Below are 24187 nucleotides of genomic sequence, written 5' to 3'. Positions count from 1 at the left end.
TGATCCTCGATTTGGTCGTTTGTCAACAGGCGGAAAAAGGCGTTTTGTGGCTTTCAGGACGGAAGAACACGAGGACAGTGAGATGAGCGCGATGACGGGCACGTTGAATCAGACACAGCGCATGGACACCACGTCCGCCATCGCCGTGGCGCTGACTGTGGTCGGCTGGGCCTCCGCCTTTCCGGCGATCCGTGCCGGCCTCGCGGCCTTCGGGCCGCTGGAACTGGGCGCCCTGCGCTTTGGCATCGCCGCGGTGCCGGCTGCGATCTTCCTTGCCGTCAAGCGCCCGGCGCTGCCCAGGCTCGAGGAGGTGTGGCGCCTCGTCTTTGGCGGGGCAATTTTCGTCGCGCTCTACACCGTCATGCTCAATTTCGGCGAACTGACCGTCTCGGCCGGTGCCGCCGGCTTCATCATCAATGTCAGCCCGATCTTCACCGCCATCATGGCAATGGCATTGCTCGGCGAGCGCTTCTCAAGCTGGGCCTGGTTTGGCACGGCCATTTCCTTCGCCGGCATCGGCATCATCGCCGTGGCCGACGGCAATGGCCTGCACTTCAATGCCGGTGCGCTGTTGGTTCTAGGCTCCGCGCTGTGCTCGGCTGTCAACACCATCGTGCAGAAGCCGCTCTTTGTCCGTCATCATCCGCTTACCATCTCGGCCTCGAATATGATCCTTGGCGCACTTTGCCTGTCGCCGTTTCTGCCAAGCGGCTTTGCACAGGCAGCGGTCGCCAACACCGCCGGCCTCGGCGCCGTGATCTTTCTCGGCATCGTGCCGAGCCTGATCGCCTACGCCGCCTGGGCGACGGCCTTGTCGCGCCTGCCGGCAGCGCGCGCCTCGAATTTCCTCTATTTGGTTTCGCCGATGTCCGCCCTGATCGGCTTCTTCTGGCTGGGCGAAGTGCCGACGCTGCTCGGCATCCTCGGCGGCGCGCTGGCGCTGGGCGGCGTCATCGTGGTGAATTTGAAGCGGTAAAACAGAAGGTTGGACGTCTTTCCCGAATCAAAGCGAGAGCCGCGCCGGAGTTTCACGGCGCGTGCTCAACTGGGCAACCGACCGTCGCTGCGGTGCAGACATGGCCCCACCGGCTGGCTATGGTGAGGTGAATTCACCGGGAAGCGGGATGGTCAGGCAATTCGTATCAGCCGTTTTCTGCTTGTTGCTGTTAAGCGGCAAAGCCACGGCGGGTTGGTATCACGTGGAAAACTACGAAGGTTCGATCGGTCCCAACCCCGTCCATCTCTCCTTGCAAACGTATACGTTCGGCAGCGGCCTCACGCTCGAGGGCAGCTACTTCCTTGACGACAAGCAAACCCCGATCCCGCTCTACGGCAAAGTCAGCGGCACCAGCCTCGCGCTTTGCGAGATTGCCAATGACAAGGAGTTTCAGCGCGTCATCGTCATGGGCAAAAAAACGGGCCTCGACACCACTGGATGCCCGTTTTCCGTCGAACTCGGCGACGGCAATCTGACGGGAAGCTGGAGCAAGGGAACTGACAAATTTCCGGTCAATCTCAGGAAGGTTGCAGGCTTCGACGACACCGGGGAGGGGAGGATCGAGGGAAACGTCGAGATTCCCTTTTGGGCGCAGACGGCCACCGACCGGTTTGCCGGGATCTACACCAAAAGCGACGCCGGAATCTGCATGACGAAAATGCAGGTCATCAACAAGAAACGGAAGAAGGCCGTGCAGACCATCAAATTCGGCGGCGACCTCTGCAATGCGGGCATGCTGATGACAGCCATCTACGAGAATGTGCAGAAGAGTGTTGAGCGAGGCAAGGACATCATATCCGTGAATTTCTACGATGGCCGCGCTGGATATGAGGAGGACTATGTCTTTGACCGCAAGACCAAAAAGTATCGCCTGAGGAAGTGAGGCGTCGCCTGTCAACATGATCGCCCACGGCGCGCGTCGTTATCGTCCACGAAGGTGGATTGTGATGGAAGCGGAAATCGAATCGCCTGCCGTCAGATTGCATTTGCGCCGGACGGCATCCTTCAAGGGCAAAAGATAACTTCCCTGCTTGGGAAACAGCGATGTGCCGAACATGAAGCCGTCAATGGTCGCCTCGACCGGTATCACCCCCCAGCCGTAGGTCGCTAACTTCGCGACCTTTTTGATCTCTTCGCCACGGGACTCGGGGATTGGCATGAAGAAGTATGGCGAAGGGCCTCTCCAGTGGATCACCTCGGCTTCGAACCGGAACTGGATAGTTGACTGACCGCCCACAGGCTTACCGCCGCCCGAACAGCCGCTCGATATCGGCGAGCTTCAATTCGATATAGGTCGGGCGGCCATGGTTGCAGGTGCCGGACCCTGGCGTCGCTTCCATCTGGCGCAGCAGCGCGTTCATCTCCTCGGCCTTGAGCAGGCGCCCGGAGCGCACCGAACCGTGGCAGGCCATGGTGGCAGCGATCTTGTCCAGCCGCTCTTTCAGCGTTTCGACCGTGTCATTGTCGGCGATCTCGTCGGCGAGGTCTCGCACCAATTGCTGGACATTGGTCTCGCCCAGCATCGACGGCGTCTCGCGCACCGCGACGGCGCCCGGGCCGAAACGCTCGATGCCAAGGCCGAAGCGGGCGAGCGTTTCGGAATGCATTGCGAGCCGCTCGGCGTCCTCTTCCGGCAGATCGATGATTTCAGGCAGAAGCAGCATCTGCGAAGGCACGGGGCGCGAATGTAGGGCGTTCTTCAGCGCCTCATAGACTAGCCGCTCATGCGCAGCGTGCTGGTCGACGATGACGAGCGAATCCCTGGTCTGGGCGACGATATAGTTCTCGTGTACCTGGGCGCGCGCCGCACCCAGCACCGCGCCAAGCAGCGTCTCCGCCGGCATATCCTGACTGGCGCGCGCATCGGCGCTGGCCAGCGAGCTGGCATCGAACGCCGCCTGGTCGGGCTCACCAAAGCCGCCATTCCTGCCGCCGGCGCGTACAAAGTCCGCGCCTTCGAATTGCATGTCGTGCGGCCGCTGCGGCGAGCGCGAGGGGTCGAAACCGGCGGAGCCGGACGCGCGATAGGCCGCGTCGTAGCTGCGATGGCCATTGGCCGGGCCGCCGTGACCGTAGGATGCCGCACCTGGCCGGAACGCTGCCATCATGCCCGCGGCGCCCGTGGTGGCTGAACGGATGCCGGCATCGGCCAATGCCTGCCGGATGGCGCCGACGATCAGCCCGCGCACCAGGCCCGGATCGCGGAAGCGCACATCGGCCTTGGCCGGGTGGACATTGACGTCGACGATGGCCGGATCGAGCGAGAGAAACAGCACCGTCACCGCGTGGCGGTCGCGCGGCAGGACATCGGCGAAGGCGCCGCGAATGGCGCCAGCGATCAGCTTGTCGCGCACCGGCCGGCCGTTGACATAGGCATATTGCTGCAGCGCGTTGGCGCGGGTGAAGGACGGTATCGACACATGGCCGGTCAGGTGCACGCCTTCGCGCATCGCGTCGATGGCAATCGAATTGTCGGGAAACTCGGCCCCCATCACCTGGGCGACGCGACGCAGGCTGCCTTCCGGACTGTCGTCGGTCGCCGGCAATTCCAGTGTCGAGCGATCCGTGCCGGCCAATGTGAACCGCACGGCCGGGAAGGCAATGGCGATGCGCTTGACGACGTCGCTGGTTGCCGAGCTTTCGGCCCGCTCGCCCTTCATGAATTTCAGCCGTGCCGGCGTGGCGAAGAACAGGTCGCGCACCTCGACCGTGGTGCCGCGGTTGGCGGCCGCCGGCCGGACGGGCAAGATGCGGCCGCCCTCGATGCCGATCTCGGCGGCGCTGTCGCCACTCGCCGTGCGTGAGCGGATCGACAGCCGCGACACCGAGCCGATCGACGGCAGCGCCTCGCCGCGAAAGCCGAGCGAGCGGATGTCGTTGATATCCTCGACGAGCTTGGAGGTGCAGTGGCGGGCGATCGCCAGCGCCAGTTCCGGCTCGGGAATGCCCGAACCGTCATCGGTAACGCGGATCAGGTTCAGCCCGCCGCCCGATGTGACGATTTCGACGCGCGATGCGCCGGCATCGAGCGCGTTCTCGACCAGTTCCTTGACCACGCTTGCCGGACGCTCGATGACTTCGCCGGCGGCGATCTGGTTGATCATCGTTTCGGAAAGCTGGCGGATTGGCATGGGCGCACTATAGGCGGATTCGGGTCGCGCGGGAGGGGAGAATTGCCAGAATGGATCAGTTTGCAGCGCGGATTTCGCGCACGCCCTTGCGCAGCCGCCGGCGCAACAGATTGCGCAACGTCACCCCGTCGCCATAGCCGACTTTGGCGGCGATCTCCTCGACGCTATCGGATGTGGTCTTCAACAAATGCACAGCCTGCTCGACGCGCAGATCCTGGAAATAGGACAGCGGCGTCTTGCCAAGCACGTCGTTGACCCGCCGCGACAGCGTCCGCTTGCTGGCACCCAGTGCCGTGGCTGCTTCGTCGAGGTTGAAACCGGCGGCAAGATGGCCGCGCGCCCAGCGCTCGAAACGTTCGACCAGCGGGTTCGAATGGGCGAGGTGGTCGGAGATCGCATAGGCCGATTGCAACGGCCGGCTGTCGACGATGAGGTATTTCGCAGTCAGCGCGGCGAGCTCGGGACTGGTCTGACGGATCACCATCAAAGCGAGGTCGATATGGCCGAGCGCCGCACCGGCGGTTGCGAACTGGCCATCATTGATCAGCATGCGCGAGGCGTCGAGCCGCACTTGCGGGTAACGTTGCCGGAACATCGGCGCCAGCCACCAGGTCGTGGTTGAAGGCCGGCGGTCGAGCAGGCCGGTCTCCGCGAGGATGAAAGTGCCGATGCAGGCAGCGCCGATGCGCGTGCCGGCTTCGGCGGTAGCGCGCAACGCCTTGGTCGCCTCGGCGACGTCGCTTCGCTTCAGCGCGTCGCCAAGCGGGCCTGGCATCTTCTGGCCGATCGCCGGGATCACCAGCCAATCGGGGGTCGGCTCGGTGCCCATAGAGATGACCGGCACCTGAAGGCCTTGCCCCGTGTGGACCGCGTCGCTCACCCCGACAACGGTCGTGGCGAAATGGCCGGGCGGCGATGCCAGCATCCCAGCCAGTTCGTTGGCCGTGCCGAAAACGTCGAGCATGGTGGCCAGTCCGGTGTCGAAGACGCCGTCAAGCGCAAGGATGGAAATGTTCATGGCAATAATGATATCAAAGATGTCATTTTTGCCAATGCGGTTTCCGCATCGATGCTGCGATTATGCCTCCGACGGCCCTTGGCCGTACAAACCACGAGGAGAAGGCAAAATGATCAAACTCGCATTGTTCGCGCGCTTCGAAGCCAAACCCGGCAAGGAGAAGGACGTCGCCGCGTTCCTCGCAACCGGGCTGCAACTGGCCAATCAGGAGGCCGGAACACCGATCTGGTTCGCCTTGCGGCTTTCGCCAAGCGTCTTCGGCGTGTTCGATGCCTTTCACGATGAGGCAGGGCGGCAGGCGCATCTCACCGGCGAGATAGCCAAGGCACTGATGGCCAATGCAGAAACGCTGTTTGTTGGCCCCCCGACCATCGACAAGATCGACGTGCTCGGCCTCAAGAATGACGGTTCGGTTTGATTTCTTTCAGCATGCGAACGCAATCCGGTCACGCGCCGGATTGCGCTGGCGGAGCTACGCCTGCGCCGCCAGCCAATCCCTGACCTTGCGGGCATTGTCGCTGAGTTCGCGGTTCTTCGGCCAGACGATATAGAAGGCCTTGCCGGTTTTGAGCACGTGATCCGTAACCTGCACCAGAAGTCCCGTCGCCAGCAGCCGCTCGGCAAGGTGTCGCCAGCCAAGGGCGATGCCTTGCCCCTCCATCACCCCCTGGATCACCAGGCCATAATCATTGATGCGCAGGCCGCGCGCGGTGTCGTCGAGGCTGCCGCCGGCTGACCGGAACCATTCGTCCCAGCTGGCTGCCTCGCGGTACGGCTCCTCGAGATGGATGAGACGGTGCGTGGCCAGTTCCCCGACGGTTCTAGGCATGCCGAATTTGGTGAGATAGCTGGTGCCGGCGACGGGGAAGATCTCCTCATCGGCAAGCGGCAGCGAATGGTAATCAGGCCATTGCCGAGGCTCGCCGCCGCGTACCGCCAGCGGGATGCCTTCGGCGATGATGTCGAGGTCGCGGTCGGCGGTCTGGATGCGCAGGTCGATGCCAGGCAGTTCGTCACGGAACTGCTGCAGGCGCGGCATCATCCAGAAAGAGCCGAAAGCGGTCGACGCGGCAAGCGTGACATGGCCGCCGGTGGCCTGCAGGCGCAGATCCTCGGCCGACTTGCGGATGTGCGACAAGCCCAGCGAGACATCGGCATGGAAGCGCTCTCCGGCTTCGGTCAGGCTGACCTGCCTGTGGCGGCGCTGGAACAGCTTGGCGCCGAGCTGCTCTTCCAGCCCGCGCACCGCGTAGGAGACCGCCGCCTGCGTCATGCCGAGCTCGCGCCCGGCGGCAGTGAAGCTCGACAGCCGGCCGGCTGCCTCGAAGACGATCAGGCTGCCGGCGGAAGGCAGAAGGTGGCGCAGGCTTCGCATAAGCAGAGCTTATACAAGAGATCAGGATTTTCCAGCGTCACAGGGCTATTTCGTCTCGCTAATTTGGCTGGAACGGACTTAGGGAGGCTCTATGAACGCACCGGCCGCAGAATTGACCGAACCGACGCAACGCCGCAGCGGTGGCCGCTTGGGACGCAAGGCGCTGCGGGCGGCTCCGATAATCTCGTTCCCGACCCTTGTTCGCAAAATCCCAGTCTACCAGATGGTCCCGGACGAGGCGGTGGAGTTGATCCACGAGGAATCGCTCAAGATCCTCGAGGAGGTAGGCTGCGAATTCCGCGACGACGGCGCGATCGAGCTCTGGAAGGCGGCCGGCGCCGATGTCAGGGAGACGCGTGTCCGCATCGACCGTGCGCTGCTGATGGAGCTCGTCTCGAAGGTTCCGTCGGAGTTCACGCTCAATGCACGCAATCCCGAGCGTACGGTTCGCGTCGGCGGTAACAATTCGATCTTCGTGCCGATGTATGGCGCGCCCTATGTGCGCGACCTCGACAACAACAGGCGCTATGGCACGCTCGCCGATCTCAACAACTTCCACAAAATGGCCTACATGGCGCCGGCGCTGCATTCCTCGAGCTCGGTCATCTGCGAGCCGATGGAGATAGCGGTGCCGAAACGGCATTTGCACATCATCCATTCGGCGCTGAAGCATTCCGACAAGCCGTTCATGGGCATAGTGACGTCGAAGGAGCGCGCGGAGGACACGATGGCGATGGCTGGCATCGTCTTCGGCGAGGAGTTCGTACGCGAAAACCCTGTGCTGGTGGCGATCACCAACTGCAATTCGCCGCTGGTATGGGACGCCACCATGATCGACGCCATGCGGGTCTATGCGAGCCACAATCAGCCGCTGATCCTGGCGCCTTTCGCGTTGTGCGGCGCGTCGACCTCGGCTTCTGCCGTCGGCGCGGTGGCGCAGGTCAACGCCGAGGCGCTTGCCGGCGTGGCGCTGACCCAGCTCATCCGACCAGGCTCACCTCAGGTCTACGGTCAGTTCATGGTCACCGTCGACATGAAGACCGGCGCGCCGATGGGCGGCACGCCGGAGGCCGCCCAGATGATGTATCTGATGGGCGCATTGGCGCGGAAATACCGGCTGCCGTGGCGCACCTCGGGTTTCCATGTCGGCTCGAAGTTGAACGACGCCCAGGCGGGATACGAATCGAACATGCTGATGCATGCCGCCATCCTGTCGGGCGCCAACTACATCTGGCACTCCGCCGGATGGCTGGAGGCCGGCCTGACCTGCGGCTATTCAAAATTCGCGACGGACTGCGAGCAGCTTGTCGGCTGGTACAAATACGCCGGCGGGCTGCCGTTCGACGATTTCAAGGAAGCGATGGCAGCGATCCGCGAGGTCGGGCCGCAGGGCCATTTCCTCGGCACTCAGCATACGCTCGAACATTTCGAGTCCGCCTTCTTCATGCCCTCGATCATGGACTTCAACTCCTACGAACAGTGGAAGGCTGAAGGGGCAAAGGACCATGACACGCGCGGTCGCGAGAAAGCCCGCAACATGCTCGCCGATTATGAGGAGCCGAAGCTTGATGAAGGCATCGCCGAGGGTCTGAAGGATTTCATCGCGCGGCGCGAGGAGAAGCTGCCAGACACAGTGAGTTGACACCGTGAGCTGATGCAAAGGGTGAAGTCCTAGCGGGAACCACAAGGGAGGAAGAAAATGACACTTTTCAGAAGCAATGGCGATCGTATCCCGAGCGCCATAGAGGCGATGGCGCGGGAAGCACGCGCCGGCCGCATGGACCGGCGCGAGTTTCTGGCGCTGGCAAGCGCCTTTGGCGCCTCCACGGCTCTTGCCTACGGCATGATCGGTCTTGCCGCGCCGCAACAGGCCCTGGCCGAGGAGCCGAAGAAGGGCGGCACGCTGCGCGTCTCAATGTCGGTGAAGGCGCAGAAAGATCCGCGCACCTACGACTGGGTGGAGCTTGCCAATATCTCGCGCAGCTGGCTGGAGCCGCTGGTTCGCTACACCAGGGAATTCACCTTCGAGCCGGTGCTGCTTGAAAGCTGGGATATCAACGACGACGCTACCGAATACACCCTTCATGTGCGCAAGGGCATCACCTGGAACAATGGCGATGCCTTCAACGCCGATGACGTGGTGCACAACGTGACGCGCTGGTGCGAGAAGGGCGTTGCTGGCAACTCCATGGCCGCGCGCGTCGGCGCGCTGATCGACGCCAAGACCGGCAAGGCCAGGGACGGCGCGATCACCAAGGTCGACGACTCAACGGTCAAGCTGAAGCTCAGTGAACCCGACATTTCGCTGATCCCGAACTTCACCGACTATCCCGCACTTGTCGTGCACCGCAACTTCGACGCCGATGGCGCAGACCCGATCAAGAAGCCGATCGGCACGGGAGCGTTCGAACTGGTCTCCTACGATGTCGGCCAGAAGGCGGTGGTGAAGCGCCGCGCGAATGGCAAATGGTGGGGCGGCGAGGCGCCGCTCGACGGCGTCGAATTCATCGACTACGGCACCGATTTCAACGCCACGGTCAACGCTTTCGATTCCGGCGAGATCGACCTCAATTTCGAATCACCCGCCGACTTCATCGATATCCTCGACAAGATGGGGCTGCAAAAGTCGGAGGTGGCGACCGCCACCACGCTGGTTGCCCGCACCAACATCACCCACAAGCCTTATGACGACCAGCGGGTGCGCAACGCGCTGCAGATGGCGGTCGATAACAATGCTGTACTGCAGCTAGGCTATAGCGGGCGAGGCACGGTTGGCGAGAACCACCATGTCAGCCCGATCCATCCGGAATATTATCCCTTGCCGAAGAAGGAGCGTGACGCCGCCGGCGCCAAGAAGCTGATGGCGGACGCCGGTCAGGCCGATTTCGAGCACGAGCTGATCACCATCGAGGACGATTGGCAGAAGAATACCGGCGACGCGATCGCCGGTCAGTTGCGCGATGCCGGCATCAAGGTGAAGCGGACGGTGCTGCCGGGATCGACCTTCTGGAACGACTGGACGAAATATCCCTATTCGATGACCATCTGGTATATGCGCCCGCTCGGCGTCCAGGTGCTGGCGCTGGGCTATCGCAGCGGCGAGGCGTGGAATGAATCGGCCTATTCCAACCCCGATTTCGACGCCAAGCTCAAACAGGCGCTCTCGCTGATCGACGTGGCCAAGCGCAAGGAGGTGATGAAGGACGTCGAGCAGATCCTGCAGGACTCCGGCGTCATCATCCAGCCATTCTGGCAGAAGCTTTACAGCCACACCAACAAGAAGGTGAAGAACTACGGGGTCCACCAGACCTTTGAAATGGACCTTCAGAACGTCTGGCTGGACGGCTGAAAGGAGGCCGGGCAGGGGCTTCATGAGCCGCAAAAAAGCCGGTATGCAGGATGCGTGGTGTTGATTGCTTCAAGCCATAAAAAGCCGGAGATTCTGCATGAGACTGACAGTGCTCCTTGCCGCCGTTGCGGCAGCCTTGCCCGCCGCCGCCTTCGCCGGACCTGCGTCCGACGCCGTAAAGTTCTTCTATGTTCCGGCGGTCAAGTTCGAGGCCGACGCACAATACCGGGATCGCTTCACCGAGCCGGTGACGAAACTGTTCGATCTCAACGATCAGGCGACCAAGAAGAATCCCGACCAGGTCGCCTGTATCGACTTCGACCCTGGTCTCGATGCGCAGGATTTCGACCAGAAAACGGTCACCAAGACCCTGAAACTGTCCGAGGCGGTGGATGGCGACGCGGCGCAGGTGGTGGCGAACTTCAGCCTTTTTCCGGAGGGCGATGACTCCAAACGGGAAATGGTGTGGTCGATCACGAAGATCGACGGCAAGTGGAAGATATCGGACATCGCTTCCAAAACCAGCAACTGGAAGCTTAGCGCGCTGGAATGCGTGGCCGGCCAGGAGTGAAGCGATGCCCTGTCGCGCGGTCTTGGCGCTGTCGACGATGTGCCTGCTGGCTGTGGGCCTGAGCGGCGCCGCTGCCCAAGGGCTGTTCGGCGCACCGCCGGCAAATGCCCCTGCCGACAGCGGCGCGCCATCTGCAAATCCGCCCGGTGGCGCGGTGGAACCGGCAACGCCGCCGGTCGCATCGCCGCCGACTGACAACGTGTCCGCCGCGCCCATCCAGCCGGGTTCGCCGACGGCTGTGGTGCGGCCGTTTTACGATCAGGTCAACCTGGAGGTCGATCCGTCCGAGCGCAGCCATTTCATCGACCCCGCGAAAACGGTGCTCGACAAGAGCGATGCGTTGCGCAAATCCGGGCAGGGCGAGTGCCTTGACCCCAACATGGCGCTCGACAATGCTGACTACGACAAGGACGAGATCGACAAGAGCCTGAAGACGCTCGAGGCGATCAACGCCGACCAGGCCAAGGTCGTCGTCGCCTTCGTCGTCGCCGGCAACCCGCACCGTCTTGAATGGAAGCTCAAGAAGGTCGGCGGCGACTGGAAGATCACGGACCTGCTGTCGGTGACCGGCGAGTGGGCGCTCAGCCAGTATCAGTGCGAATGAGGGCCGAACTAGCCACGCCCGCGATAGGGCGCCACACCGGTGTCGGGCAGCCATGCGCCTTCCGGCGGCGCGCCGGTCTGCCAGAACACATCGATCGGAATGCCGCCGCGCGGATACCAATAGCCGCCTATGCGCAACCACAGCGGCTTGGTTGCTGCCACGATGCGGCGGCCGATCATGACGGTACAATCTTCATGGAAGGCGCCATGGTTGCGAAACGAGGTCATGAACAGCTTCAGCGACTTCGATTCCACCAAAGCCGCATCGGGTGCGTAGTCGATGACGATATGGGCGAAATCCGGCTGCCCGGTCACCGGGCACAGCGAGGTGAATTCCGGGCAGGTGAAGCGCACGATCGCCGGCGGACCGTCGCCGCGCGAAAAAGGCACGGTCTCCAGGACCGCTGCTTCGGGGCTCCGTGGCGTCTCGACGTGGGCGCCGAGCTGGGTAAGGGTTTTGGTATCGATCATGAGCGGGATCTCTTTCAATTTTCGCCGCTCCTTAGCACCGGACCGAAAAGTGCGCAGCGATTTTCGGACGAATCCGGTGCTTAAATAGGAACCGGAGCAGTGCATGCTGCTCCACACCTTTGAAACAGCAGGAAGACGATGACCTCCAACGACCCGCTTCTCCAGCCCTACCAGCTCAAGCATCTGACGCTGAAGAATCGGGTGATGTCGACCAGCCACGAGCCGGCCTATTCCGAGGATGGCATGCCGAAACAGCGCTACCGGCTCTACCACGCCGAAAAGGCCAGGGGCGGTATGGCGCTGACCATGACGGCCGGCTCTGCGATCGTTTCGCGCGACAGCCCCGCCGCCTTCGGCAATTTGCATGTCTATGACGATCGCATCGTGCCGTGGTTGGCCGAACTCACTGAGGCCTGCCACGAGCATGACTGCAAGGTGATGATCCAGATCACCCATCTTGGCCGCCGCACCGGCTGGAACAAGGCCGACTGGCTGCCGGTGCTTTCGGCTTCGCCGGTGCGCGAGCCGGCGCACCGCGCTTTCCCAAAAACCATTGAGGACTGGGACATCGAACGCATCGTTGCCGACTATGCGTCGGCCGCCCAGCGTTGCCAGGCGGCTGGCCTCGACGGCATCGAGTTCGAGGCCTACGGCCATCTGATGGATGGCTTCTGGTCGCCAGCCACCAATCACCGCGAAGACGCCTATGGTGGCTCGCTCGACAACCGCCTGCGCTTCACCAACATGGTGCTCGATGCCGTGCGCGCAGCCGTCGGCGAAAAATTCGTCGTCGGCATCCGCATGGTCGCCGACGAGGACTTTTCGCAGGGCCTGTCGAAGGAGGAGGGCGTCGACATCGCCAGGCGGCTGGCAGGCTCCGGCAAGGTCGATTTCCTCAACATCATCCGCGGTTCGATCGAAAGCGACGCGGCACTCACCAAGGTGATCCCGGTGACCGGCATGCGGTCTTCACCGCATCTCGATTTCGCCGGCGAGGTGAGGGCGGCGACAAAGTTCCCAACCTTCCATGCGGCACGCATTTCCGATGTCGCCACCGCGCGCCATGCGATCGCGACAGGCAAGCTCGACATGGTCGGCATGACCCGTGCGCATATCGCCGATCCGCACATCATCAAAAAGGTGATGGAGGGCCGCGAGCACGAGATCCGCCCCTGTGTCGGCGCCACTTATTGCCTCGATCGCATCTATGAAGGCGGCGAGGCGCTGTGCGTGCACAATGCCGCGACCGGCCGCGAGGCCGAGATTCCGCATATCATCGTCAAGACCGAAGGGCCGAGACGGAAGGTCGTCGTCGCCGGTGCCGGCGCCGGCGGGCTGGAGGTGGCGCGTGTTGCGGCTGAGCGCGGGCACCAGGTAACGGTGCTGGAGGCATCGTCGCAAGCGGGCGGCCAGGTGCGTCTGGCGACCCAAAACCCGCGCCGCAAGGAATTGATCGGCATCATCGACTGGCGGCTGGCCGAACTCGACCGGCTCGGCGTCGAGATCCGCTACGACACCTGGGCGGAAAAGGACGATGTCCTGGCGCTGGCGCCCGATGTGGTGGTCGTTGCCACCGGCGGCCTGCCGCAGAACCCGCCACTGACGGCGGGCGACAATCTCGTCACGTCGAGTTGGGACATCATGGCAGGCAGCGTCAAGCCAGCCGAGAACGTGCTGCTGTTTGACGACAATGGCGGCCATCAGGGCATGGGCGCGGCTGAATTGATCGCCAACAGCGGCGCGAGGCTGGAACTGGTTTCGCCGGAGCGTTTCTTCGCCCCCGAAATGGGCGGCATGAACCACGTTCCCTATATGCGCGCCTTCCAGGAAAAAGGCGTCACCATCACCATCAACACGCGCCTGCGCTCGGTGCGACGCGAGGGCAATCAACTGGTTGCCGAACTGGCTTCGGATTTTGCCGATGGCTGGCGCGGCGAGCGACGTGTCGACCAGGTGGTGGTCGAGCACGGCACGGCACCGCTCGACGATCTCTACCTCAGCCTGAAACCGCTGTCGCGGAATGGTGGCGCGGTGGATTACGAGCGACTGGTGAACGGTGGCGACATTTTCCCGACACGCAATCCGCAAGCCGGCTTCGTACTGCTGCGCATCGGCGATGCGGTAGCCTCGCGCAACATTCATGCCGCCATCTACGACGGGATCAGGTTCGGCTTGCGGATCTGATGTGCCGCGCGCTGGATGTGAGATGGCAACCAGTCGTCTTCGTGGAGATGCTTGAGAAGCAGCCCGCAAAAAGCTGACCTGAAAAGGCGGCCGCTGCAATTGTCAAAGCTCGTGGCGCGCGGTCGGACCGCATACGAGAGCCCATGTATGCCGGCCTGGCCGCGCGCCCGCACGTCGTTGGCTTATTGCCAGGCAACGCGCGATCTTGTGGGCTTGCAAGCGATGCTCAGATCATCCTGGCGATCGCCATGCACAGCACCGTGACCACCAGCAGCCTTGCGGCGATCCGTTCGCCCATGGCCATTCTGGCGCGCATTTGCGTTTCGATCTCCGCATTGGCGCCGGCGAGCTGTCTGCTGGGCGCCCTGACCATGGCGCCGAGCACGCCGGCGGAAGCGAAGGCAGCCAGGATGCCAAGCGCCAGCACCATTTCCATCGAGCCGAAATAGGCGCCATGGAAGAAATACCACAGTAGCGCCCCGGTCAGGAAAACCATGCCGGCCGCGCCCATCTGCGGCTGGATGAAACGCTCCGCCTTGATCTCGGGATCGCGCGCCAGCGTGACCGTGGTGCCGGCCCAGAACACGCCTGCCAGGACATGAAGACCGATGACGACGATGTAGACATATTGCATACCGGCTCTCCTCTTTCGCCTGCTGGTGCGCAAATAGTTAGATATCTAATGGTTAGATGTCAATGTATAAACGCGGGCTTGTTCCATCTGGGAAAGACACCGTCTAGTGTCTTGCGATGACGCCCTTTGAACGCCCGCCGGTCGGCATGAATCTCGGCCGCACCGCCAAGCTTGTTGCGCAGGCCTTCGACGCCGCTCTGGTCGAGGCCGGCGGTACATTGCCGGTCTGGCTGACATTGTTGTCGGTTAAGTCGAATGGGCTAGCCAACCAGCGCGAGCTTGCCGGCATGATCGGCATCCAAGGCGCGACGCTCACCCACCACCTCAACGCGATGGAGGCGCAGGGACTGCTGACCCGGCGCCGCGATCCCGTTAACCGCCGGGTTCATCTGGTGGAATTGACGGAGGCGGGAGAAGCTCTGTTCGAGAAATTGCGACAAGCCGCACTTGTCTTCGACAAGCGGCTTCGCACCGGACTGCCCGACGAGCGCCTGGCTGAGTTTGCGCAGGTGCTGGCGGCATTGCGGGACAATGTTGAAGGCTAGAAAAGCCGGCCCATAGGCTCAGTCATAGCTCTGGATCGCTCCAAACGCATAGGGGCGCAGCTTCAGCGCGGTGATCAAGTTGGTGAGCTGCGTCTTGCCGTCAAAACTGTCCTGGAACATCTCGTCATGCATCAACAGGATCAGCTTGCCCGGCTTGGCGAACCGGCCGTAGCCGAACAGATGATCGATTTCGCTGACCAGATGATCGACGCTCTGTACCGGCTCGCCGCTGTCCTTGTGCACCCATTCATGGTCCCAGCCATAGAGATAGAAGCCGGAAGCGGCGACGAACTCGTAGTCGGGATCCTCGCGGCCGGCTTGCGCGGGGCCGAGCGAGTTGTCGTTCTTTGACATCGACGGCAGCCGGAACACATCGCGCCCCGGCAGGCGCGCATGCACCGCGGGCTTCAGGCCCAACACGGCATTCGCCATGACCATGTCGGCAACCACCCCTTCCGTGTCGTTGTAGAAGTGCCGGTAGTGATTGTAGGCGTGGCTGTAGCTGTGGTTGCCGATCGTCACCAGCGGCATCGCCTTGGCGCGCCGCACCAGCGCCTTGTTGGACGCACTGGCCTGGGCATGCATGCCGACCATGAACAGCGTTGCCGGAACCTGTTCCGCCGCCAGCACGTCGAGCATGTTGCTGGTGCCGTTCAGCGGGCCATCGTCGAAGGTGAGATAGATGGTGCGATCCGCCCCGTAGGCGGGCCACGCGGACATCAGCATGGCCGCCAGGACAAACCGCAAGAATGTCATAGCCGCACGATCCGGTTGTTATCGCGACAGGCGGCCATTTCAGCAACCGGTTGTCAAGCCGGGCTGGATTCTGCCTAAGACAGGCTGCCCTGCAGGACCCGAAGTTTGGCTTTCTTCGGCATGCGGGCAGTCAGCCACTCCAGGGCCTTGTCCTGCGGCATCGGGAAAGCGATGGAATAGCCCTGCACCTGGTCGCATCCGATCGCCATCAGCGAGTCGAGTTCGGCCTCGGTCTCAGCACCCTCGGCGACGATGGAGATGCCGAGGCCGCGGGCAAGTTCGGTGATGGCGCGCACGATCTTCGAGTTGTCGCCATTCTCGTGGATGTTCTGGACGAAGCGGCGGTCGATCTTGAGCCGGTCGATCTCGTTGGGATTGACGTGGCTGAGCGATGCATAGCCGGTGCCGAAATCATCGAGTTCCAGATGGACACCGGCGGCCCGGATGTGACGCAGCTTTGCCGCGATGCCTGTCTTCTCGTCGTCCAGGATGACAGATTCGACGATTTCCAGCGACAGTTTCTGTGGCGGCAACCCGGCCTTTTCCAGCGTCTCGAACAGAAACGCATCGAAATCGTGCTCGCGCAGCTCGGTGCCCGAGACATTGACGGCGAGCCGCCCGAAGGCAATCCCGGCACGGTTCCATTCGGCCGCCTCGTTGATCGCCTTGCTGATCACGATGCGGCCGATCTCCGGCATGAAGCCGCATTTCTCGGCGACCGGAATGAATTCGCCCGGCGAGATCATGCCTCGCTCATGATGGTTCCATCGAACCAGGGCTTCGATGCCGCTGATGCTGCCGTCGGTCAGGGATACCTGCGGCTGGAAATAGACCTGGAACGCCTTGTCTGAAATGGCGACCTTGATGTCGTGTTCGAGTTGCTTGCGGTAGTCGAGCTCGCGGCGCAACTCCTCCGAGAAGAACGAGAAGTTGCCGCCGCCCATTTTCTTGGCGGAATAAAGCGCCAGATCAGCGTGGACGAGCAGGTCCTGCGCATTGTCGGCATCGATCGGATAGACGGCGATGCCGCCGCTGGCGCCCGGAAGAATGGTGGTGCCCTGGAAGACGATCGGCTCGTTGATATGCGCCAGGATGCGCCGTGCGAGCATGTTGATGTCTTCGGTGCTGCCGGCTCCGTTGAGGATCATCACGAATTCGTCGCCGCCGAGCCGCGCGCAGAGATCCGATGCCCGGCAGGAATCGCGCATGCGCTGTGCCGTCACCACCAGGACATAGTCGCCGGCGGCGTGGCCGAGCGTATCGTTGATCTGCTTGAAGCGGTCGAGGTCGAGCTGGACAACCGCCAGCCGCTCGCGCCGCCGGTGCGCGCCCTTGATCAGCGTCTCGAAATGGTCGGTCAGGAAGGTGCGGTTGTGCAGGCCGGTCAGGCCGTCATGAACCGCGATGAAGGCCATGGAATTGCGCGCATCGACCAGTTCACGCGTCTTGCGCAGGATCGCATTGGACATGGGCCTGAAGATGAACAGCGCCACCAGCAGGATGACGCCTAGTGTGGCGTAGAACAGCGTGCGGTGCAGGGCGAGCAGCTTTTCGGAGCGCTCGTCGGCTTCGGCGCTGATACGCTGTCCGAGCGCGGCATAGCCCGACAAGGTGGCGTTGGCGACCGAGGCATCGAGGTTCACGCGTTCGGCGCCGCCTTTGTAGCCTTCATTGTCGAGATGGTTGAGTTGCGATTCAAGGGCCGAGATCAGGCGGTCGCCATTGGCGATCAGGCCGACCGAGAAATAGTCGAGATGAAAGGGCTTCGCGAAAAGCACGCTCTCGATCGATTTCGGATCGAGCTTGGCTTGCGATTGCGGATCTGCCCCCGTCTGCTTGAGCAGCAGATCGTAGTTGATCTCGAACTCCGCCGTCGCCTGTTTGAGCGCGCTGACCAGTGCCGGCTGTTTGTCGCGCGAGGCGGCACCCGTTGCGCTGGCAAGGAAGACGATGCGCTGTGACAGCGTCTTCTGCGTGCCGACGATGTCGAGCAAGGTGTTATTCTGCTGCTGCGTGGCCATTGTCTGCTGCAGCAGGACGAAGGACGCCGCGACCATGGCGGCAATGATCAGCAGCGCCAGCCAGTAGCCGGCCTTGATCAGCAGGATAAGCTTGCCTGAAACGGTATGCACCGGCTGCTGCGACATGTTCGGGGGCGGACCTCTAGCCAACGGATTCCTGTATGAGCACCATTGAACTGCAAACGTTAACAGGACGGGAAATCGACAGCCTACCGACAGGGAGGAGACGCGGAAAGATCGCGAAATGGTTATCGGCTCCTTTAGCTGCTGGCCTGCATTTGAGCATTCGTGGGGCCTGTGCGTCCCGGGCGGTCGCTTGAGCGATGCCCATGGCGTCTCATTTGATGCCGTTTTGATGCTGCTCGGCCACCCGATCCCGTCGCTTTTGCGATGGATTTTTTGCGCGCGCGGGACGACAGTCTGCCCACGTCAAACGAGGCCTGATCATGACCGCAGCATTTCTCTCCCATATCGACAGCGAGCTTGCCGGGCTCAAATCGGCCGGCCTCTACAAGTCCGAGCGGGTGATCTCCTCGATGCAGTCGGCGCTAATCGAGGTCGGCGGCGAGAAAGTGTTGAACTTCTGCGCCAACAACTATCTCGGTCTTGCCGACAGCGCCGACCTGCGAAAGGCGGCCACCCAGGCGCTCGACCGTTACGGCTACGGCATGGCGTCGGTGCGCTTCATCTGCGGCACGCAGGAGGAGCACAAACAGCTTGAGGCGACGATTTCATCTTTCCTCGGCCTGGACGACACCATCCTCTATGGATCGTGTTTCGACGCCAATGGCGGCTTGTTCGAGACGCTGCTTGGTGAGGAGGACGCGATCATCTCGGATGCGCTGAATCATGCCTCGATCATCGATGGTGTCAGGCTGTCCAAGGCCAAACGCTTCCGCTACGCCAACAACGACATGGCCGATCTCGAAGCGCGGCTGAAGGAAGCCAAGGATTGCCGCTTCCGCCTGATCGCCACCGACGGCGTGTTTTCCATGGACGGCATCATCGCCAACCTCAAAGGCGTCTGCGACCTTGCCGACAAATACGATGCGATGGTCATGGTCGACGACAGCCATGCGGTTGGCTTCGTCGGCAAGAATGGCCGCGGCTCGGCGGAACATTGCGGCGTCGAGGGCAGGGTCGACATCATCACCGGCACGCTCGGCAAGGCGCTCGGCGGCGCTTCCGGCGGCTATACGTCAGGCAAAAGCCAGGTGGTCGACTGGCTGCGCCAGCGCTCGCGGCCTTATCTGTTCTCCAACACGCTGATGCCGGCGATCGCCGGCGCTTCGATCAAGGTGTTCGACCTGATCCGCAATGGCGACGCCCTGCGCGAACGTCTCTATGCCAATGCGGCGCGGTTCAGGTCGGAGATGGGTAAACTCGGCTTCACGCTGGCCGGGGCCGACCACCCGATCATCCCGGTGATGCTGGGCGATGCGACGCTGGCGCAGGAAATGGCGGCGCGCATGCTGAAGCGCGGCATCTATATCATCGGCTTTTCTTTCCCGGTGGTGCCGAAAGGCCAGGCGCGCATCCGCACCCAGATGTCGGCGGCGCATTCCATTGCTGATATCGACCGTGCGGTGGAGGCTTTCGCTGCGGTCGGCAGGGAGCTGAGCGTGATTTCCTGAACGGCCGGCGCCGAAAGCGATTCCGGATCAAAAGACTCAAGGGCAAAAGAATGTCGAACATGATGAAGGCGCTGGTTAAGGCCAAGGCCGAGCCTGGCATCTGGATGGAAGAGGTGCCGGTGCCGGAGATCGGCCCCAACGACGTGCTGATCAAGATCAAGAAGACGGCGATCTGCGGCACCGACGTGCACATCTACAACTGGGACCAGTGGGCGCAGAAGACCGTGCCGGTGCCGATGGTCACCGGTCATGAGTTCGTCGGCACCGTCGCCGATTTCGGCGCGGCGGTCACCGAATACAAGGTCGGCCAGCGCGTATCGGGCGAAGGCCACATCGTCTGTGGCCATTGCCGCAACTGCCGTGCGGGCAGGGGGCATCTGTGTCGCAACACGCTTGGCGTCGGCGTCAATCGCCCGGGCGCCTTCGGCGAGTATCTGGCGATCCCGCAGCACAATGTCGTGCCGATCCCCGACGATGTTCCGGATGAGATCGCCGCGATCTTCGATCCCCTGGGCAACGCCGTTCACACCGCTCTGTCCTTCGACCTGGTCGGCGAGGATGTGCTGGTTACAGGCGCCGGGCCGATTGGCATCATGGGTGCGCTGGTCGCCCAATGCGTTGGGGCGCGAAAGGTTGTCATCACCGACATCAATCCGGTACGGCTGGCGCTGGCGAAAAAGCTCGGCGTCCAGCATGTCGTCGATGCCTCGAAGGAAAAGCTGCGCGATGTCATGCCGGTGCTCGGCATGACCGAGGGTTTTGACGTCGGCCTCGAAATGTCGGGCGCGGCCCCCGCCTTCCGCGACATGATCGACACCATGAACAATGGCGGCAAGATCGCCATTCTGGGTATCGCGCCGACCGGCTTCGAGATCGACTGGAACAAGGTCATCTTCAAGATGCTGCATCTCAAGGGCATCTACGGCCGCGAGATGTTCGAGACCTGGTACAAGATGATCGCGCTGGTGCAAGGCCCGCTCGATGTGTCGGGGCTGATCACCCACCGCATTGGTATTGATGATTTCCAGACGGGGTTCGACGCGATGCGCAGCGGCAGCTCGGGCAAGGTGGTGATGGACTGGTAGGGCGGCCTAGCTCTTGCCGAGACTTGTTTCGAGCGCAGCCAGCCCGCTGGCGATCGCGTCGCGCTCGCTAACGCTCAGCTTTGCTAGCAGCTCCCGCTCAAAAGCCTTCGCCAGCGGCACCATCTCCCGATAGGCGGCAAGCCCGGCCTTGGTGAGCGCTAGATGTTCAACGCGGCGATCATTCTCGTCCGGCCTGCGCGTCAGCCACCGCCGCCGTTCGAGTTCGGCAACGGCGCGCGACACCTTGGTCTTGTGCATGGCCGACTGCTCGCCGAGCTCTGTCGCTGTCATCGTGCCGCGCTGGCCGAGGCCTGAAAGCGTGCGCCATTCCGGCCGCGTCAAGCCGTGGCGATCACGGTAGATCTTCGAGAATTCGCTGCTGACGGCATCGGCAAGCCGGTAGAGCCGGTAGGGCAGGAAGCTTTCCAGTTCCAGAATGTCGGGGTCCATGATCGCGCGCCATGACCGTTGATAGTTACATTTTCAATGGTTACAAATGAAACCAGTTTGGTCAACATCACCGGCAAGCCAGGCTTCGTGAAGCTTGGAGCCGGGATCAGGGAGGATCGGATGGCCTATTCCTACATGCCGGGCTTCGGCAACGATTTCGAGACCGAAACCTTGCCCGGCTCGCTGCCGCAGGGACGGAACTCGCCGCAGAGGCCGGCCTACGGCCTCTATGCCGAGCAACTTTCGGGCTCTCCCTTCACCGCGCCGCGGGGCACCAATGAGCGCTCGTGGCTCTATCGCATCCGGCCGAGCGTCAAACACACTGGCCGCTTCAAACCGGCGAACTATCCCTTGTGGAAGACCGCGCCGAATGTTGGCGACCATGAATTGGCGCTTGGCCAGTATCGCTGGAATCCGGTGCCGATGCCGAAAGAGCCGACCGACTTTGTTGCCGGCATGCGCAGCATCACTACGGCCGGCGACGTGCTCGGGCAGACCGGCATGGCAGCCAATGTCTATGTCGCCAACAGCTCGATGGTCGACGATCATTTCTTCAATGCCGATGGCGAGTTGCTGCTCGTCCCGCAAGTCGGCGCCCTGCGTCTGGTGACGGAGATGGGCGTCATCGAGCTTCGCCCCGGCGAGATAGCGGTGCTGCCGCGCGGCCTCGTCTTCAAGGTCGAGTTGGTCGACAAGGAAGTGCGCGGCTATGTCTGCGAGAACTATGGCGCCAAGCTGACCTTGCCCGATCGCGGCCCGATCGGCGCCAACTGCCTGGCCAATCCGCGCGATTTCAAGACGCCTTGCGCCTGGTTCGAGGAGAAGGAAACGCCGTGCCGGCTGATCGTGAAATGGTGCGGCAACTTCCATGTCGCCGAGATCGGCCATTCACCGCTCGACGTTGTCGCCTGGCATGGCAATTACGCGCCCTACAAATATGATCTGGCGACGTTTTCGCCGGTCGGCGCGCTGCTGTTCGACCATCCCGATCCGTCGATCTTCACCGTGCTCACGGCGCCAAGCGGCGAGGAGGGCACCGCCAATATCGACTTCGTCATCTTCCCGCCGCGCTGGCTGGTGGCCGAAGATACGTTCCGGCCGCCCTGGTACCACCGCAACATCATGAGCGAGTTCATGGGCCTGATCCACGGCCAATACGACGCCAAGGAGGAAGGGTTTATCCCCGGCGGCATCAGCCTGCACAATCTGATGCTGGCCCATGGGCCGGACGCACCTGGCTTCGAAAAAGCCTCGCGCGCGGAGCTGAAACCGGTCAAGCTCGACAACACCATGGCCTTCATGTTCGAGACGCGTTTCCCGCAAATGCTGACCCGCTACGGCGCCGAGCTGGAAACAAGGCAGGACAATTACATCGACTGCTGGGCAGACCTGAAGAAGCGCTTCAATGGCACGCCGGAGGGCGACTGGTCTTGAGCGGCAAGCCAATGCCGGACCGGCTGGTGTTGCTGGGCTCGAAAGGCGGCCCGGCGCTGCGGCCGGGCGGGCCGTGGCCAAGCTCGTCACTGCTTGAGATCGGTGGGCGAACCATCGTCGTCGATTGTGGGCTTGGCGTGACACGCGGTCTGGTCGATGCTGGGGGCAGCCTGAAGGCGCTCGACCTGATCTTCATCACGCATTTGCATTCCGACCATGTGCTGGAACTCGGGCCGCTGCTCCACACTGCCTGGACCGCGGGCCTGGCGACACCGGTCAACGTCTTCGGACCCGCCGGCACCGGCCACTACTGGCGGCGCTTCTGCCAGGCGATGGAATTCGACATTGAAATCCGCATCGTCGACGAGGGGCGTCCCGACATTCGCGAACTGATTTCGATCAGCGAATTCGGCGAGGGGCAGGTGGTCGAACAAGGCGGCCTGAAAGTGACGGCGCTGCGTGTCGACCATCCACCGGTGACCGACTGCTTTGCCCTGCGCTTCGAGCATGGCGGGAAAAGTGTGGTCTTTTCCGCCGACACTGCCTTCTTTCCACCGCTCGCCGATTTCGCTGAAGGCGCCGACATCCTCGTCCATGAAGCCATGCTGGAAGAAGGCATCGAGCGGCTGGTCGCCAGAACCGGCAATGGCGCTCGGCTCAGAGAACATCTGCTCGCCAGCCACAGCTTCGCCGAGGAGGCCGGGCGCATCGCCACCGATGCCGGCGTGAAGAGACTGGTGCTCAACCACATCATTCCCGCCGACGATCCCGGGATCGGCGAGGCGGATTGGATCGATGCTGTCAGGAAAACATGGGTCGGCGACTTGACGATCGCCCGTGACGGCCTTGTTGTGGAGTTAAGCAGCAGGAAAGCTGCACAAGGAGAGGGAACCGCATGAAGCTTGCCACACTAAAGGACGGGACGCGCGACGGAAAACTCGTTGTCGTTTCGCGCGACCTGACGCAGTACACCGATGCCTCGTTCCTGGCGCGCACGCTGCAGGCGGCACTCGACGACTGGCGCAGGATCTCGCCGCATCTCGCGACCATCGCGGAATCGCTGGAGAACAACGCCGTGCCGTCCGCGCGCTTTCACGAGCACGATGCGCATTCGCCGCTGCCGCGTGCCTATCAATGGGCTGACGGATCGGCCTACGTGAACCATGTCGAGCTGGTGCGCAAAGCGCGAGGCGTCGAGATGCCGGCGAGTTTCTGGACCGACCCGCTGATCTATCAGGGCGGCTCGGACTCCTTCATTGCGCCGCGCGATGCGATCCGCATGGCTGACGAGGCCTTCGGCATCGACATGGAGGGAGAAGTGACCGTCATTGTCGACGACGTGCCGATGGGCGCTAGCCTCGATGAGGCGCGGGCTGCGATTCGGCTGGTCATGCTGGTCAATGATGTCACGTTGCGCGCGCTGACCGGGCCGGAACTGGCCAAGGGTTTTGGGTTCTTCCAGTCGAAACCGTCCTCTGCCTTTTCACCCGTCGCGGTGACGCCGGATGAACTGGGCGATGCCTGGGACGGCGGCAAGGTCAGTCTGCCGCTGCTTGCCGATCTCAACGGCAAACCGTTCGGCCGCGCCAATGCCGGTGTCGACATGACCTTCGATTTTCCGGCGCTGATCGCCCATGCCGCCAGGACAAGGCCGCTGGTATCAGGCACCATCATCGGCTCGGGCACCGTATCCAACAAGCTCGACGGCGGTCCGGGCAAGCCTGTCTCGGCAGGCGGCGCCGGCTATTCCTGCATCGCCGAATTGCGCATGATCGAGACCATTGTATCGGGCGAGCCCAAGACGCCGTTCCTGCGCTTCGGCGACACGGTGCGCATCGAGATGAAGGATAGAGCCGGCCATTCGATCTTCGGTGCCATCGAGCAGAAGGTCGAGAAATACCAGGGATAGCAAGGGGCTATGGAATGAGG

At 62.6% G+C, this 24187-nt stretch carries 23 protein-coding genes; 14 read left to right on the top strand and 9 right to left on the bottom strand.

What is annotated here, in order from left to right:
- The first annotated feature begins 82 nt into the window (after positions 1-82).
- Positions 83-976, top strand: coding sequence for a DMT family transporter (locus HGP13_RS24830; RefSeq protein ID WP_172229953.1), 894 nt, complete (start codon positions 83-85; stop codon positions 974-976).
- Positions 977-1037: 61 nt separating this feature from the next.
- Positions 1038-1880, top strand: coding sequence for a hypothetical protein (locus HGP13_RS24825; RefSeq protein ID WP_172229950.1), 843 nt, complete (start codon positions 1038-1040; stop codon positions 1878-1880).
- A gap of 39 nt (positions 1881-1919) precedes the next feature.
- Here the strand turns inward: HGP13_RS24825 and HGP13_RS24820 are convergent, their stop codons facing one another.
- From HGP13_RS24820 to HGP13_RS24810, 3 genes are read right to left on the bottom strand one after another with little or no spacing between them, the layout of a single operon-like run.
- A complete protein-coding gene (locus HGP13_RS24820) occupies positions 1920-2234 on the bottom strand; it encodes a DUF1905 domain-containing protein (RefSeq protein WP_172229947.1) in 315 nt (104 codons plus the stop codon).
- Between the two features lie 4 nt (positions 2235-2238).
- Positions 2239-4128 (bottom strand): DNA mismatch repair endonuclease MutL, encoded by a 1890-nt coding sequence (gene mutL, locus HGP13_RS24815; protein WP_172229944.1) that lies wholly within the window; start codon positions 4126-4128, stop codon positions 2239-2241.
- 55 nt (positions 4129-4183) lie between these two features.
- Positions 4184-5146, bottom strand: a complete 963-nt coding sequence (locus HGP13_RS24810; RefSeq protein ID WP_172229941.1) for a helix-turn-helix domain-containing protein — start codon at positions 5144-5146, stop codon at positions 4184-4186.
- Positions 5147-5255: 109 nt separating this feature from the next.
- On the opposite strand from HGP13_RS24810, the gene HGP13_RS24805 reads away from it, so the two are divergent.
- Positions 5256-5564 carry an antibiotic biosynthesis monooxygenase gene (locus tag HGP13_RS24805; protein ID WP_027034676.1) on the top strand — a complete coding sequence of 103 codons (309 nt, stop codon included), beginning with the start codon at positions 5256-5258 and terminating at the stop codon, positions 5562-5564.
- A 54-nt stretch (positions 5565-5618) separates the two neighbouring features.
- Here the strand turns inward: HGP13_RS24805 and HGP13_RS24800 are convergent, their stop codons facing one another.
- On the bottom strand, positions 5619-6521 hold the full coding sequence (locus HGP13_RS24800; protein WP_172229938.1) for a LysR substrate-binding domain-containing protein: 903 nt from the start codon (positions 6519-6521) through the stop codon (positions 5619-5621).
- Between the two features lie 91 nt (positions 6522-6612).
- Here HGP13_RS24800 and HGP13_RS24795 point away from each other — a divergent pair, with 91 nt between their 5' ends.
- The 4 genes from HGP13_RS24795 to HGP13_RS24780 all read left to right on the top strand — a co-directional run bounded on the left by HGP13_RS24795 (position 6613) and on the right by HGP13_RS24780 (position 11045).
- Positions 6613-8163: a trimethylamine methyltransferase family protein gene (locus HGP13_RS24795; protein WP_172229935.1), complete on the top strand. Its 1551-nt coding sequence runs from the start codon at positions 6613-6615 to the stop codon at positions 8161-8163.
- A 57-nt stretch (positions 8164-8220) separates the two neighbouring features.
- Entirely contained in the window at positions 8221-9870 is a 1650-nt protein-coding gene (locus HGP13_RS24790) for an ABC transporter substrate-binding protein (protein WP_172229932.1), read from the top strand.
- Positions 9871-9967: 97 nt separating this feature from the next.
- Positions 9968-10441 (top strand): DUF3828 domain-containing protein, encoded by a 474-nt coding sequence (locus HGP13_RS24785; RefSeq protein WP_172229929.1) that lies wholly within the window; start codon positions 9968-9970, stop codon positions 10439-10441.
- A 4-nt stretch (positions 10442-10445) separates the two neighbouring features.
- A complete protein-coding gene (locus HGP13_RS24780) occupies positions 10446-11045 on the top strand; it encodes a hypothetical protein (RefSeq protein ID WP_172229926.1) in 600 nt (199 codons plus the stop codon).
- Positions 11046-11053: 8 nt separating this feature from the next.
- On the opposite strand, the gene queF is transcribed toward HGP13_RS24780, so the two are convergent.
- On the bottom strand, positions 11054-11515 hold the full coding sequence (gene queF, locus HGP13_RS24775) for a preQ(1) synthase (RefSeq protein WP_027042220.1): 462 nt from the start codon (positions 11513-11515) through the stop codon (positions 11054-11056).
- Between the two features lie 138 nt (positions 11516-11653).
- Here queF and HGP13_RS24770 point away from each other — a divergent pair, with 138 nt between their 5' ends.
- Positions 11654-13699, top strand: coding sequence for an NADH:flavin oxidoreductase (locus tag HGP13_RS24770; protein ID WP_172229923.1), 2046 nt, complete (start codon positions 11654-11656; stop codon positions 13697-13699).
- Positions 13700-13925: 226 nt separating this feature from the next.
- Here the strand turns inward: HGP13_RS24770 and HGP13_RS24765 are convergent, their stop codons facing one another.
- On the bottom strand, positions 13926-14333 hold the full coding sequence (locus HGP13_RS24765; protein ID WP_172229920.1) for a hypothetical protein: 408 nt from the start codon (positions 14331-14333) through the stop codon (positions 13926-13928).
- A gap of 116 nt (positions 14334-14449) precedes the next feature.
- Here HGP13_RS24765 and HGP13_RS24760 point away from each other — a divergent pair, with 116 nt between their 5' ends.
- Positions 14450-14878 (top strand): MarR family winged helix-turn-helix transcriptional regulator, encoded by a 429-nt coding sequence (locus tag HGP13_RS24760; RefSeq protein ID WP_172229917.1) that lies wholly within the window; start codon positions 14450-14452, stop codon positions 14876-14878.
- 18 nt (positions 14879-14896) lie between these two features.
- Here HGP13_RS24760 and HGP13_RS24755 read toward each other — a convergent pair whose 3' ends face one another.
- Together HGP13_RS24755 and HGP13_RS24750 are read right to left on the bottom strand one after the other, a co-directional pair.
- Positions 14897-15598: a polysaccharide deacetylase family protein gene (locus HGP13_RS24755; RefSeq protein ID WP_246707112.1), complete on the bottom strand. Its 702-nt coding sequence runs from the start codon at positions 15596-15598 to the stop codon at positions 14897-14899.
- A gap of 110 nt (positions 15599-15708) precedes the next feature.
- Positions 15709-17781, bottom strand: a complete 2073-nt coding sequence (locus HGP13_RS24750; protein ID WP_172229911.1) for an EAL domain-containing protein — start codon at positions 17779-17781, stop codon at positions 15709-15711.
- 320 nt (positions 17782-18101) lie between these two features.
- On the opposite strand from HGP13_RS24750, the gene HGP13_RS24745 reads away from it, so the two are divergent.
- Both HGP13_RS24745 and tdh read left to right on the top strand, forming a co-directional pair.
- Positions 18102-19289 carry a glycine C-acetyltransferase gene (locus tag HGP13_RS24745; RefSeq protein WP_172229908.1) on the top strand — a complete coding sequence of 396 codons (1188 nt, stop codon included), beginning with the start codon at positions 18102-18104 and terminating at the stop codon, positions 19287-19289.
- Positions 19290-19339: 50 nt separating this feature from the next.
- A complete protein-coding gene (gene tdh, locus HGP13_RS24740; RefSeq protein ID WP_027042229.1) occupies positions 19340-20374 on the top strand; it encodes an L-threonine 3-dehydrogenase in 1035 nt (344 codons plus the stop codon).
- Between the two features lie 6 nt (positions 20375-20380).
- On the opposite strand, the gene HGP13_RS24735 is transcribed toward tdh, so the two are convergent.
- Positions 20381-20824 carry a MarR family transcriptional regulator gene (locus HGP13_RS24735; RefSeq protein ID WP_172229905.1) on the bottom strand — a complete coding sequence of 148 codons (444 nt, stop codon included), beginning with the start codon at positions 20822-20824 and terminating at the stop codon, positions 20381-20383.
- 120 nt (positions 20825-20944) lie between these two features.
- Here HGP13_RS24735 and hmgA point away from each other — a divergent pair, with 120 nt between their 5' ends.
- The 3 genes from hmgA to HGP13_RS24720 are packed head-to-tail and all read left to right on the top strand — an operon-like array spanning position 20945 to position 24167.
- On the top strand, positions 20945-22258 hold the full coding sequence (hmgA, locus tag HGP13_RS24730; protein ID WP_172234834.1) for a homogentisate 1,2-dioxygenase: 1314 nt from the start codon (positions 20945-20947) through the stop codon (positions 22256-22258).
- An 11-nt stretch (positions 22259-22269) separates the two neighbouring features.
- A complete protein-coding gene (locus HGP13_RS24725) occupies positions 22270-23157 on the top strand; it encodes an MBL fold metallo-hydrolase (RefSeq protein WP_172234833.1) in 888 nt (295 codons plus the stop codon).
- Positions 23154-24167, top strand: coding sequence for a fumarylacetoacetate hydrolase family protein (locus HGP13_RS24720; protein ID WP_172229902.1), 1014 nt, complete (start codon positions 23154-23156; stop codon positions 24165-24167). The genes HGP13_RS24725 and HGP13_RS24720 overlap by 4 nt, the downstream gene beginning before the upstream one ends.
- Positions 24168-24187: the final 20 nt, after the last annotated feature.

The sequence above is a fragment of the Mesorhizobium sp. NZP2077 genome (assembly GCF_013170805.1).
Lineage (GTDB): Bacteria > Pseudomonadota > Alphaproteobacteria > Rhizobiales > Rhizobiaceae > Mesorhizobium.
The sequence above is the reverse complement of the archived record's forward strand: the minus strand, read 5'-3'. Positions and strand labels throughout refer to the sequence as shown.